The sequence below is a fragment of the Enterobacter sp. 940_PEND genome, assembly GCF_001059415.1.
Classification (GTDB): domain Bacteria; phylum Pseudomonadota; class Gammaproteobacteria; order Enterobacterales; family Enterobacteriaceae; genus Enterobacter; species Enterobacter cloacae_M.
This window is the reverse complement of sequence record NZ_JUMS01000023.1, coordinates 125,848-137,918: the sequence shown is the minus strand read 5'-3', so window position 1 is coordinate 137,918 and position 12,071 is coordinate 125,848. Positions and strand designations below refer to the sequence as shown.

General features: G+C 56.9%; 10 protein-coding genes. 4 read left to right on the top strand and 6 right to left on the bottom strand.

Going from position 1 to position 12,071, the window contains the following annotated elements; all coding sequences use genetic code 11:
• Positions 1–93: 93 nt before the first annotated feature.
• Both ADJ24_RS04925 and ADJ24_RS04920 read right to left on the bottom strand, forming a co-directional pair.
• Positions 94–2,196 carry a TonB-dependent siderophore receptor gene (locus ADJ24_RS04925; RefSeq protein WP_023312173.1) on the bottom strand — a complete coding sequence of 701 codons (2,103 nt, stop codon included), beginning with the start codon at positions 2,194–2,196 and terminating at the stop codon, positions 94–96.
• Positions 2,197–2,308: 112 nt separating this feature from the next.
• Positions 2,309–2,563 (bottom strand): GlsB/YeaQ/YmgE family stress response membrane protein, encoded by a 255-nt coding sequence (locus ADJ24_RS04920; protein ID WP_008502662.1) that lies wholly within the window; start codon positions 2,561–2,563, stop codon positions 2,309–2,311.
• A 208-nt stretch (positions 2,564–2,771) separates the two neighbouring features.
• Here ADJ24_RS04920 and ycgR point away from each other — a divergent pair, with 208 nt between their 5' ends.
• Positions 2,772–3,503 carry a flagellar brake protein YcgR gene (gene ycgR / locus ADJ24_RS04915; RefSeq protein WP_023312174.1) on the top strand — a complete coding sequence of 244 codons (732 nt, stop codon included), beginning with the start codon at positions 2,772–2,774 and terminating at the stop codon, positions 3,501–3,503.
• Between the two features lie 37 nt (positions 3,504–3,540).
• Here ycgR and emtA read toward each other — a convergent pair whose 3' ends face one another.
• Positions 3,541–4,152: a membrane-bound lytic murein transglycosylase EmtA gene (gene emtA, locus ADJ24_RS04910; RefSeq protein WP_048702267.1), complete on the bottom strand. Its 612-nt coding sequence runs from the start codon at positions 4,150–4,152 to the stop codon at positions 3,541–3,543.
• Positions 4,153–4,259: 107 nt separating this feature from the next.
• Between emtA and ldcA the strand changes: the two genes are divergently transcribed.
• Both ldcA and ADJ24_RS04900 read left to right on the top strand, forming a co-directional pair.
• Positions 4,260–5,174: a muramoyltetrapeptide carboxypeptidase gene (gene ldcA, locus ADJ24_RS04905; RefSeq protein ID WP_023312176.1), complete on the top strand. Its 915-nt coding sequence runs from the start codon at positions 4,260–4,262 to the stop codon at positions 5,172–5,174.
• Positions 5,175–5,271: 97 nt separating this feature from the next.
• Positions 5,272–7,005, top strand: coding sequence for a potassium/proton antiporter (locus ADJ24_RS04900; RefSeq protein ID WP_023312177.1), 1,734 nt, complete (start codon positions 5,272–5,274; stop codon positions 7,003–7,005).
• Positions 7,006–7,049: 44 nt separating this feature from the next.
• On the opposite strand, the gene dadX is transcribed toward ADJ24_RS04900, so the two are convergent.
• Both dadX and ADJ24_RS04890 read right to left on the bottom strand, forming a co-directional pair.
• Positions 7,050–8,120: a catabolic alanine racemase DadX gene (gene dadX / locus ADJ24_RS04895; protein WP_023312178.1), complete on the bottom strand. Its 1,071-nt coding sequence runs from the start codon at positions 8,118–8,120 to the stop codon at positions 7,050–7,052.
• 9 nt (positions 8,121–8,129) lie between these two features.
• Entirely contained in the window at positions 8,130–9,428 is a 1,299-nt protein-coding gene (locus tag ADJ24_RS04890; protein ID WP_023312179.1) for a D-amino acid dehydrogenase, read from the bottom strand.
• A 321-nt stretch (positions 9,429–9,749) separates the two neighbouring features.
• Here ADJ24_RS04890 and ADJ24_RS04885 point away from each other — a divergent pair, with 321 nt between their 5' ends.
• Positions 9,750–11,282: a SpoVR family protein gene (locus ADJ24_RS04885; RefSeq protein WP_023293929.1), complete on the top strand. Its 1,533-nt coding sequence runs from the start codon at positions 9,750–9,752 to the stop codon at positions 11,280–11,282.
• A 43-nt stretch (positions 11,283–11,325) separates the two neighbouring features.
• On the opposite strand, the gene fadR is transcribed toward ADJ24_RS04885, so the two are convergent.
• Positions 11,326–12,045 carry a fatty acid metabolism transcriptional regulator FadR gene (gene fadR, locus ADJ24_RS04880; RefSeq protein WP_023312180.1) on the bottom strand — a complete coding sequence of 240 codons (720 nt, stop codon included), beginning with the start codon at positions 12,043–12,045 and terminating at the stop codon, positions 11,326–11,328.
• Positions 12,046–12,071 lie beyond the last annotated feature (26 nt).

Below are 12,071 nucleotides of genomic sequence, written 5' to 3'. Positions count from 1 at the left end.
CCACAGCCGTATGTTCCCCCTCACCCCAGCCCTCTCCCTCAAGGGAGAGGAGGCAGTCCGATTGCGCATTTTTGACGGGGTTTCCCTGGTTCCTTAGAAACTATAACTCGCCCCTAACTGATACGTCCTGTCACGCCCAATCCAGCAGTTGGTCGCGTCGTAGCAGGTCAGCGTCTCTTTGTTGGTGATATTCTGCGCGCTGGCTTTGAGCGTTAACCCTGCCAGCGAGGGCAGGATTTCGCCCATCCGGTACGAGGCCGCCAGATCGTACTGCGTAGTGCCGCCCAGTTTTCCCGCATCGTTTGCCGGAGAGATTTCCATCGGCCCGGTGTAGCGTGCGCCCGCTCCCAGCATCAGTCCTTTCAGCGGCGTATTTTCAAAGGTGTAATCCCCCCAGAGGTTGAAGGCATTCTCCGGGACCTGCGTTGGACGTTTACCTTTGTACTTGTCATCTTCCCGGTTGATCGCGTGTGTGTACGCATAGTTGGCAATCAGCGTCAGGCTGTCCGTCGGACGGCTGATGGCGGACAGCTCTGCCCCTTTGGATTCCACTTCCCCGGTCTGACGATAGTTCAGGAAGCCCGGGTCGGAGGTGACGACATTTTTCTGCCGGATGTTAAACACCGAGGCGGTAAAGGTGGTGGCGTAGTCGGCCAGCAGATATTTCACCCCGCCCTCCACCTGCTTGCTGGTGGTCGGTTTGACGTCTTTCGCCACGAGCGTGCCCTGCGGTGACACCGGCGCAAAACCTTCTGAATAGCTGATAAACGGCGACAGACCGTTATCGAAGGCGTAAAGCGCGCCCAGGCGTTTGGTGACGCGATCCTGCGACACCCAGGCTTTATCACCGTTTTGCAGGTAGTTGGTTGTGACGGAGCGGTAATCGTCGTAGCGCAGGCTGCCCAGCAGATTGAGGCCGCCAAATTCAACCTGATCCTGCAGGTAGTAACCGTTTTGCTGGTAGCTGAGACGGTTTTTCTGGGCGGTATAGAGCCCCAGCGCGTTTTCCTGGATCTGCGAATAGTCAGGATACCGCATATCGATACCCGGCGTGGCCGACGCGTAGCGATAGTGGAAATGGGAGTTCAGCTTCTGATAGTCAAACCCGGCCAGCAGATGGTGTTTCCACTCGCCCAGCGCAACGGTTTTGGTCACCTGGTTGTCGATGTTGAAGCTCTTAAGGTCTTCATCGGTGGTATAAGCAAAGCGGTTGAGCTGATACACCTCGCTTCCCGTCCCTGTCGCGTAGACGCTGCGCTGGTGGGTATCGACGTCGAAATAGCGCGCCTTCTGGTTAAAGCCCCAGCCGCTGTCAAACTCATGTTCAAAGCTGTAGCCCAGCATCCACTGACGCTGCTTAAACCCGCTCCACTCATCTCCGGCGTAATCGCGCTTGCCCGCATATTTCGAGCGCAGGTAGGCGAGCGGCAGCGGGTTAGACGGCGTCAGGCTCGGGGTGTTTTGCGCCAGCGCGTCCAGGGTGAGGCGGGTTTTGCTGTCCGGCTGCCAGGTGACGGACGGAGCAACCAGGTAGTTTTCATACCGGGTGGTGTGCGGCTGATCGTCGTTTTCCGTGGCTTTGCCCAGCAGACGGTAGTTCCAGTCGCTGTCGGCAATCTGCCCGGTTGAATCGAGATAGCCCTCTTTCAGATTACGGTTTCCGGTATTAACGCCGATCTCCGTCCGCGCTTCCCGCTGCGGTTTTTTACTTTGAATATTCACCAGCCCACCCGGCGAACCGCCGCCGTAAAGGACCGATGAGGGGCCTTTCAGGATATCAACGCTGTCGATCAGCAGCGGATCGATGCGCGCTTTGGTATTGCCGGTGACGTTATAGGGCAGCTGCAGCCCGTTGTAGAACTCCTGGTCAACGGTAAAGCCACGAATTTTATATTCGCTCATGTAGGAGGTATTTCCCCGCACCTCGGTTGAGACGCCCGGGGCATAGCGCAGGATTTCATTCACCGAATTCGCGTGACGCTTTTCAATTTCCGGCGCAGAGAGGGTCGTGATGACCTGCGGCGTTTTACTTTCAGCAACGGCCGATTTCGTGGCGCTGTTCGTCCAGGCCGGCAGCGCGCTGCCCTGCTCTGAACCTGTGACGACGATGGTGGATTCTTCGGCGAACGCCGGGACCTGCAATGCCAGCGTGACGGCCCCTGCCAGGGCGCAAAGCGTAAAACGTGAGGTATTCATAATGTCGTCTTGTTGTTAGATGCAATACGGAACGACAATTATTATCATTTAGATTAACAAATCAATACTCCGGCAAAAAAACGGCCCTCCGCAGAGAGCCGTTCATGTCAATTTATGCTCGTCGCAGTAACCTGAATATGCCCAGCACCACAATGGCACCCACGACAGCGACCAGAAAACTGTGCAGGTCGAAACCACTTATGTTGCCTCCAAAGCCAAACATCGTCGCCAGCCAGCCGCCCACAACCGCACCAACGACCCCGAGTACACAGGTCAAAATAAAGCCGCCGCCATCGTTTCCCGGCATGATCAGTTTAGCGATAGCGCCAGCAATAAGACCAAAGATAATCCAGGCGATGATACCCATAGCGATGCCCTCTTGCAGGTTTAACGCGTGCGCAGAAAACCTTCTGCACAGCTAACTTAAGTATAGGTCATCGCCGGAAAACCATTTTCATCTCACCGACTTATCTTTGGTTAAACAGGCAAAAAAAACTCACCGGTTTGTATTAAGTTTCATTGCAGATTGCCGATAACGCTAAGACAGTCCGTCATCTATCAAGGAGCCATCCGGCGTGAGTCATTACAGTGAGCAGTTCCTCAAGCAAAATCCGCTGGCTGTATTAGGGGTATTACGCGACCTGCAAAAAGGTGAAGTGCCGCTGCGCATCAGCTGGTCGAATAATCAGTTCATCAGCAAGATCCTTGACGCCTCGCAGGATCGGCTGGTGATTGATTTAGGCAGTCAGGAGTATGAAAACCGCGCGGCGCTAAAAGCGGAGAATATCGCAGTGATGGCCGAAACGCAGGGCGCCAAAGTGGAATTTGTCCTGTCGCGGCTGGAACTGAGCGAATATCAGGGACTGCCGGCTTTTGTTACCCCGCTTCCGACCAATCTCTGGTTTGTTCAGCGTCGTGAATATTTCCGCATCAGCGCCCCGCTTCACCCCGCCTATTTTTGTAAGGCCAAAATGCCGGACAAAAAAGAGATCCGCTTCCGCCTCTTCGATCTGTCGCTCGGCGGCATGGGCGCGCTGATGGATACGCCGAAACCGGACGGGCTGGTAGAGGGCATGCGGTTTACGCAAATTGAACTGGATATGGGGGGCTGGGGTCGCTTTTATTTCGATGCGCAGCTGATTGCCATCAGCGACCGCACCGTCGTGGACAGCAAAAATGAAACTATCACCACGCCGCGTCTGAGCTTCCGTTTCCTGAACGTCGGGCCCGGCGCAGAGCGTGAGCTTCAGCGTATTATCTATTCCCTGGAGCGGGAGGCGCGGGAACGCGCAAATAAAGTTCTGTGAAGAAATCGGGCAGCGTGACCGCCGCCCGTCTGCGGCATTACATGGCTTCCATCGCTTTCTGTACTTTCCAGATATAACGAGGCGCCTGTGGTGCCGGGTGATTTTTCGCCACATGCTCAAAGAATTCGTCTTTGTCCATGTCGTTAATCTCTTCTATCGCCTCTTTGCGGTCAGAGGAGAAGGTTCTGAGCAACGCGCCGGCACCGTTAACGTAAGACACCACCAGCGCGTACTGCATCACCTCCGGATCCTTAATCCCCTTCAGCACGCCATGCTCCATAATGCTCAGATAGGCCGTGCCCATTGAAATGTTGCGTTCCGGGTTTTTCAGCTCGCTGGTCGACGGCTGGCCGCTCCAGCCCATGTAGCGATAAACCTCTCTCCCCGCCGTTGACGCTTTAAGCTGCATCAGCCCCACCGCATTGGATTTGCTGACAAGCGTCGGATTACCGCCGGACTCCACCGCAATGATCGCCGTGATGAGACGCGGGCTTACGCCCCAGGCCTTCCCGGCTTGCTCACTGATCGGCATCCACTGCATGGCCCGTTTTACCGGCACTTCCGGGTTCCAGGGCGGGTTTTGATAATCATGTTTTGAACTACAGCCAGCGAGCAACACAATCAAAAAAGCAAACCATCTCAATTTCACGTCATCTATCCTTATAGCCGGTCATCGCGGTGCGCCGCCTCTTGAAGCAGGCAGCGTATAAGCGGCATGATATAGACAATTAGTTTCTCATTCAGCAAGGAATTGCCATGTCTCAGTTTCATCTTATCGCGCCGTCGGGCTACTGCATTAACCAGGACGCGGCGCAGCGGGGCGTTCAGCGTTTGCTGGAATCTGGCCATCAGGTAGAAAATCAGACGATTATCCCCCGCCGCCAGCAGCGTTTTGCCGGTACCGAAGCGCAGAGGCTGAATGATATCAATAGTCTGGTGAACCTGACGGGCGAAAACCGGGTTGTGCTTGCGGTGCGTGGCGGATACGGTGCGAGCCGGCTGCTGGAGAGCATTGACTGGCAGGGGCTGGCGCTGCGCCAGCAGCAGGATCCGCTGCTGATCTGCGGCCACAGCGATTTCACCGTCATCCAGCTCGGGCTGCTGGCCCTGCATAACGTCATCACGTTTAGCGGCCCGATGCTGGCCGGTAACTTCGGCGCGCAGGAACTGGACGCGTTCACCGTGGAACATTTCTGGCGCGCGCTGCGTAACCCTACCTACAGCGTGGAGTGGCAAGGCAATGGACCGCACTGGGAGTGTGAAGGCCAGCTCTGGGGGGGTAACCTGGCGATGCTGGTCTCGCTCATCGGCACGCCGTGGATGCCGCAAATCGAGGACGGCATTCTTGTGCTGGAAGATATCAACGAACATCCGTTCCGCGTCGAGCGCATGCTATTGCAGCTTTATCATGCCGGTATTCTTGAACGCCAGTCCGCGGTTGTGCTGGGCAGCTTCAGCGGCTCTGCCCCGAATGACTATGACGCGGGTTACTCCCTTGAGACCATGGTCGACTTCGTTCGCTCGCGGCTGGATATTCCGGTCATCACCGGTCTCGATTTCGGCCACGAGCAGCAAACCGTGACCCTGGCGCTGGGGGCGCACGCCACCCTGATCCACAATGATTCCGGCAGTCGGCTGACCATCAGCGGTCATCCTGTCATAAAGGCATAAAAAAGCCGTTATACCCCCTTAATAAAACGCTGTTGCCGTTGTTAATATGTTAGGGTTTTAGTAACAGCGTTAACATTGAGGTGGGAGTAAGAGAACATTGGATGCCGCAGCGATAATCAGCCTTTTCATTTTGGGTTCCGTCCTTGTAACCAGCAGTATTTTATTAAGTTCATTTTCATCGCGTCTCGGCATACCTATTCTTGTCATTTTCCTCGCCATCGGCATGCTGGCCGGCATTGATGGCATTGGCGGTATCCCTTTCGATAACTACCCCTTCGCCTACATGGTGAGTAACCTCGCGCTGGCGGTGATCCTGCTGGACGGCGGGATGCGCACCCAGGCGAGCTCCTTCCGCGTGGCCTTAGGGCCTGCGCTGTCGCTCGCCACGGTCGGCGTGTTGATTACCTCCGGCCTCACCGGAATGATGGCCGCGTGGCTTTTCCATCTCAATATCATGGAAGGTTTGCTGATTGGCGCCATCGTGGGCTCAACCGATGCGGCAGCGGTGTTTTCCCTGCTCGGCGGAAAAGGGCTTAACGAACGCGTTGGCTCCACGCTTGAGATTGAATCCGGCAGTAACGATCCGATGGCGGTATTTCTCACCATTACGCTTATCGAGATGATTCAGCAGCATGAAAGCGGGCTGAGCTGGATGTTTGCGTTACATATCCTGCAGCAGTTCGGTCTGGGGATCGTCATTGGCCTGGCGGGGGGATACCTCTTACAGCAGACGATCAACCGCATCTCGCTGCCCGCGGGGCTTTACCCCCTGCTGGCGCTGAGCGGCGGCATTCTCATTTTTGCCGTCACCACCGCAGTGGACGGCAGCGGTATTCTCGCGGTCTATCTCTGCGGGTTCCTGATGGGCAACCGCCCTATTCGCAACCGGCATGCCATTTTGCAGAACTTCGACGGTCTGGCGTGGCTGGCGCAAATCGGCATGTTTCTGGTGCTGGGCCTGCTGGTTACGCCATCGGACCTGCTGCCGATCGCCGTTCCGGCGCTGCTGCTGTCCGCGTGGATGATCTTCTTCGCCCGTCCGCTGTCGGTATTTGCAGGCCTGCTGCCGTTTCGCGGCTTCAACCTGCGCGAGCGGGTGTTTATCAGCTGGGTGGGCCTGCGCGGCGCGGTGCCGATTATCCTTGCGGTGTTCCCGATGATGGCCGGTCTGGATAACGCGCGGCTGTTCTTTAACGTGGCGTTCTTCGTGGTGCTGATTTCCCTGCTGTTCCAGGGAACCTCGCTCGGGTGGGCGGCGAAAAAAGCCAAAGTGGTGGTCCCGCCCGTGGGCTGGCCGGTCTCCCGCGTGGGGCTCGACATTCATCCGGAGAACCCGTGGGAACAGTTTGTCTATCAGCTGAGCGCCGACAAATGGTGCGTGGGAGCCTCGCTGCGCGATTTGCACATGCCGACCGAAACGCGCATTGCCGCCCTGTTCCGCGATAATGTCCTGCTGCACCCTACCGGCAGCACCCGCCTGCGCGAGGGGGATATTCTTTGCGTGATTGGTCGCGAGCGCGACCTGCCCGCGCTGGGCAAGCTGTTCAGCCAGTCGCCTCCGGTGGCGCTGGACCAGCGCTTCTTCGGCGATTTTATTCTGGAAGCCAGCGCCAAATTTGCGGATGTCGCGCTGATTTACGGTCTGGATGAAGGTGCTGAAGACGGTGATAACCCGCAAACGCTGGGCGAAATCATCCAGCAGCGGCTTGGCGCTGCCCCGGTCGTGGGGGATCAGGTAGAGTTTGCCGGGATGATCTGGACCGTTGCCGAAAAAGAAGATAACGCGGTGCGGAAAGTCGGTTTAAGGCCGATGGAAGAGGAAGCGGAGTAGTTTTTTTGCCGGGTGGCGGCTTCGCCTTACCCGGCTAACATAAGTTACACCGTCACAACCGGCACTCTCGGTGCCAGCGCGCACATCAATTCATACCCCACCGTGCCCGCCGCGGCAGCAACGTCGTCAATCTTAACTTCGTTACCCCACAGCTCTACCGGTGAGCCAATGCCCGCCTGCGGGCATGGCGTCAGGTCAACGGCCAGCATATCCATAGATACGGTGCCCACCGTTCCCGTGCGGACCCCATCGACCCAGACCGGCGTGCCGGTCGGCGCGATGCGCGGGTAGCCGTCGGCATAACCGCCCGCCACGATGCCAATCCGCTGCTCGCCCTTTGCCCGGTAGCGGCTGCCGTAGCCCACCGAGTCCCCGGCCTTCAGCGTCTGCACGCCAATGATTTCACTGCGCAGGGTCATGACCGGCTTAAGGCCGCTGTTGGCGATATCCTGCCACTGACCAGAGGGAGACGCACCGTACAGAACGATCCCCGGACGCACCCAGTTATAGTGCGCCTCGGGATGCCACAGCGTGGCCGCCGAGTTCGACAGCGAGCGCGGGCAATCCAGCCCTTCAGCCGCCTGCTCAATGCGGACCATGGCATCGGCAATGCCGTCGGGTTTTTCCGCGTCGGCAAAATGCGCCATCAGCGTCATTTCGCCCACGTTTTTCATGGCGCGCAGCTGCTGCCAGACCGTATGCACCCGCTCAGGCTGAAAGCCCAGGCGGTTCATGCCGCTGTTCACCTTGAGGTAGATATCCAGCGGAGCATGGAGCTTCGCATCCTGGATCGCCTTAATCTGCCAGTTGCTGTGCACGCTGGTGGTCAGACGGTACTTGTCCAGCAGCGGCAGATCGTCCGCATGGAAGAAGCCTTCCAGCAGTAGAATCGGCCCTTTCCAGCCACGCTCGCGCAGCAGAATGGCCTCTTCCAGATTCAGGAGCGCAAAACCGTCGGTCGCGCTCAGCGCGCTCCAGATACGGTCGATACCGTGGCCGTAGGCATTCGCTTTCACCACCGACCAGACGCGCGAACCCGGTGCCGCCCGACGAACAATTTGCAGATTATCCTTCAGGGCCTGCAGGTTCAGCTGGGCCAGAACAGGACGGGACATGACAACTCCTTAGCTATGCGCGCCGTGCAGGTGCTGTGGACGCGAAGGCGTAAACCCCGATTGATAGCGTGCGGCGCTTAAATCGTCAAACGGAATTGCCGGCGTGCGCCCGGAAATCAGGTCGCTCAGCAGTTGGCCCGATCCGCAGGCCATCGTCCAGCCGAGCGTGCCGTGTCCGGTATTGGTCCACAGGTTTTTGAACGGCGTGCGGCCTACGATCGGCGTGCCGTCCGGGGTCATCGGACGCAGGCCGGTCCAGAACGTCGCCTGCTCAACAAAACCGCCGCGCGGGAAGAGATCGCCCACGACCATCTCCAGCGTTTCACGACGCGGCTTCAGCAGCTCGGTGTTGAAGCCGACAATTTCCGCCATGCCGCCTACGCGAATGCGGTTGTCGAAGCGGGTAATGGCGATTTTGTAGGTTTCATCCAGAATGGTCGATACAGGTGCGCCGCTCTCTTCTTTCACCGGAATGGTCAGCGAGTAGCCCTTCAGCGGATAAACCGGAATGTCGAGAATGCCTTTCAGCATGGCGGTGGAGTACGAACCAAACGCCATCACGTAGGCATCGGCTTTGATCACCTCGTCGCCGCACTTCACGCCGTAAATTTTTTCGCCTTCCGACAGCAGCTTGTCGACGGAGGTGTTAAAGCGGAACTTCACTCCCGCCTGCTCGCACATTTGCGCCAGACGTTGCGTAAAGAGCTGGCAGTCGCCGGTTTCGTCATTCGGCAGGCGCAGGCCGCCGGTCAGCTTGTGCGCCACTTCCGCCAGCGCCGGTTCAACCTGGCCAAGCTGGCTGGCTTCCAGCAGCTGGTACGGTACGCCCGCATCTTCCAGCACGGCGATATCGCGGGTGGCATTCTCGTACTGTTGCTCGGTGCGGAACAGCTGCAGCGTCCCGCCCTGACGGCCTTCGTACTCAATCCCCGTCGACGCTCGCAGCGCTTTCAGACAGTCGCGGCTGTATTCCGCCAGGCGCACCATGCGCCCTTTGTTCTCCATGTAGTGGCGGGTGTCGCAGTTGCGCAGCATCTGCCACATCCACTTCAGCTGGAACTGCGTGCCGTCAAGGCTGATGGCCAGCGGCGCGTGGCGCTGGAACATCCATTTAATCGCTTTCAGCGGAACGCCCGGCGCAGCCCACGGCGCCGCATACCCCGGAGAGATTTGCCCGGCGTTCGCCGCGCTGGTTTCAAGCGCGGGACCGGATTCACGATCGATAACGGTTACGTCATGTCCCGCCTGACTTAAATACCAGGCGCTGGTTACCCCAACGACACCACTTCCCAGTATGACAACACGCATAGCCACTCCATTATGTGCAAAAGAACAATCTTCTAATTACAGATTGATAACCTAGTTGAAAATATTATTCAACATACGACTTTTTTATGGTGACTTACCTCACACATCCCCCAGCATCAGGGGATAGTGCTAATTTGGGATCTCCTGCTGCGCGTTATTTTTAACCAGCATAATATGCTGAGGCATACCGTTTTTTTGCCGTATCAAAAACGCGAAATCGCAAAGAAAAAATTTCTGCCCCAGCACGCTTTTTAACACGTTGATCTATGCTTGAAAGGAGGCTCTCCAGACAGAGAGAGCACCCACAACGAGGGCGCGCTAATGGCTACTATTGATTCCCTGAACAAGGACAACACACGTCTGAGCGATGGACCCGACTGGACCTTCGAGCTGCTGGATGTTTACCTCGCCGAAATCGACCGGGTCGCAAAGCTGTATCGTCTGGATACCTATCCCCATCAGATTGAAGTCATTACGTCCGAACAGATGATGGACGCCTACTCCAGCGTCGGGATGCCGATTAACTATCCGCACTGGTCGTTTGGTAAAAAATTTATTGAAACGGAACGGCTGTATAAGCACGGCCAGCAGGGGCTGGCGTATGAGATTGTGATTAACTCCAATCCGTGTATTGCCTATTTAATGGAAGAGAACACCATTACCATGCAGGCGCTGGTGATGGCGCATGCCTGCTACGGGCATAACTCATTTTTCAAGAATAACTACCTGTTCCGCAGTTGGACGGACGCCAGCTCCATCGTCGATTACCTGATCTTCGCCCGCAAATACATTACCGACTGCGAAGAGCGCTACGGCGTGGACGAAGTTGAAAAACTGCTCGACTCCTGCCACGCGCTGATGAATTACGGCGTGGACCGCTATAAACGCCCGCAGAAAATCTCCCTGCAGGAGGAGAAAGCCCGGCAGAAAAGCCGCGAAGAGTACCTGCAAAGCCAGGTGAACATGCTGTGGCGAACCCTGCCGAAGCGTGAGGAGGAAAAAACGATCGCCGAAGCGCGTCGTTACCCGTCCGAGCCGCAGGAAAACCTGCTCTATTTTATGGAGAAGAACGCCCCGCTGCTGGAGCCATGGCAGCGTGAGATCCTGCGCATCGTGCGCAAGGTGAGCCAGTATTTTTACCCGCAAAAGCAGACGCAGGTCATGAACGAAGGCTGGGCGACCTTCTGGCACTACACCATTCTTAACCATCTGTACGACGAGGGAAAAGTGACCGAGCGGTTCATGATGGAATTCCTCCACAGCCATACCAACGTGGTGTTCCAGCCGCCCTACAACAGCCCGTGGTACAGCGGGATTAACCCGTATGCGCTTGGCTTCGCCATGTTCCAGGATATTAAGCGCATCTGCCAGTCGCCGACGGAAGAAGACAAGTACTGGTTCCCGGATATCGCCGGTTCTGACTGGCTGGAAACGCTGCACTTTGCGATGCGCGACTTTAAGGATGAGAGCTTCATCAGCCAGTTTATGTCGCCGAAGATCATGCGTGATTTCCGCTTCTTCACCGTGCTGGACGATGACCGCAACAACTATCTGGAGATTTCCGCTATCCATAACGAAGAGGGATACCGTGAGATCCGCTCTCGCCTCTCTTCCCAGTACAACCTGAGCAACCTTGAGCCGAATATTCAGGTGTGGAACGTCGATTTGCGCGGCGACCGCTCCCTGACGCTGCGCTATATCCCGCACAATCGCGCGCCGCTGGATAAAGGGCGTAAAGAGGTGCTGAAGCACGTGCATCGCCTGTGGGGTTTTGACGTGCAGCTGGAGCAGCAGAATGAAGACGGGAGCGTCGAGCTGCTGGAACGTTGCCCGGCGCGGTTGAATACGCTGTAGCGCCACCGGGCGAAAAAAACCTCTCGTATGAGAGGTTTTTCTTTTAGCGGGTCTGAATCGCTAAATCACCCGGCAGCGTTTTCTGCATACGGTGCCAGATTTCACCGGAATCGTGACCGTAGCGGCGCACCGTCTCATAAACCTGATCGTGCAGGCCTTCGGTACAGAGCTTGCTCAGCTTATGATAGAAGCCCAGCGCCAGGCTACGCGCTTCCGGATTGGCAAAGTAGTGGCGGCCAATGCGGGTATAAAGCCCTTTCATACCGTTGAGAATCAGGCCGTACACCGGGTTGCCGGAGGCAAACGCCAGGCCGCGAAACACGTTGTAATCGAGGGTGGCAAAAGCATCGGCGTGATCTTCCACCTCGTTTGCTGTGGCCAGCACCGCAAGGGCGTCTTCCGGATGCTGACGGAAAGCGGTACGAATAAAGATCGTCGCGATGTTGGTGCGAACGGAGAGCAGATTATCAATGAGCTGCGGCACGCTTTCATGGTCGAGACGCGCCAGCGTTTCAAGAATGTTCAGCCCGGACGTTTCCCAGAAGTTGTTCACTTTCGTAGGCTTACCGTGCTGGATCGTCAACCAGCCATCGCGCGCCAGCCGCTGAAGCACTTCACGCAGCGTGGTGCGAGTGACGCCAATCAGTTCAGAGAGTTCGCGTTCAGCCGGAAGAATGGACCCCGCAGGGAAACGATTATTCCAGATGCTTTCAATGATGTACTCTTCCGCGAAACCCGCCGGGCTCTGCGCCTTAATGACCATAGTGAGATTTCCATTACACAGCTTTA

Bases quoted from the DNA above. Each gene is read 5' to 3' on its own strand.
- ADJ24_RS04925 (WP_023312173.1), bottom strand. From the start codon at position 2,196: ATGAATACCTCACGTTTTACGCTTTGCGCCCTGGCAGGGGCCGTCACG.
- ADJ24_RS04890 (WP_023312179.1), bottom strand. From the start codon at position 9,428: ATGCGTGTTGTCATACTGGGAAGTGGTGTCGTTGGGGTAACCAGCGCC.
- dadX (WP_023312178.1), bottom strand. From the start codon at position 8,120: ATGTCCCGTCCTGTTCTGGCCCAGCTGAACCTGCAGGCCCTGAAGGAT.
- fadR (WP_023312180.1), bottom strand. From the start codon at position 12,045: ATGGTCATTAAGGCGCAGAGCCCGGCGGGTTTCGCGGAAGAGTACATC.
- ADJ24_RS04920 (WP_008502662.1), bottom strand. From the start codon at position 2,563: ATGGGTATCATCGCCTGGATTATCTTTGGTCTTATTGCTGGCGCTATC.
- ldcA (WP_023312176.1), top strand. From the start codon at position 4,260: ATGTCTCAGTTTCATCTTATCGCGCCGTCGGGCTACTGCATTAACCAG.
- ADJ24_RS04885 (WP_023293929.1), top strand. From the start codon at position 9,750: ATGGCTACTATTGATTCCCTGAACAAGGACAACACACGTCTGAGCGAT.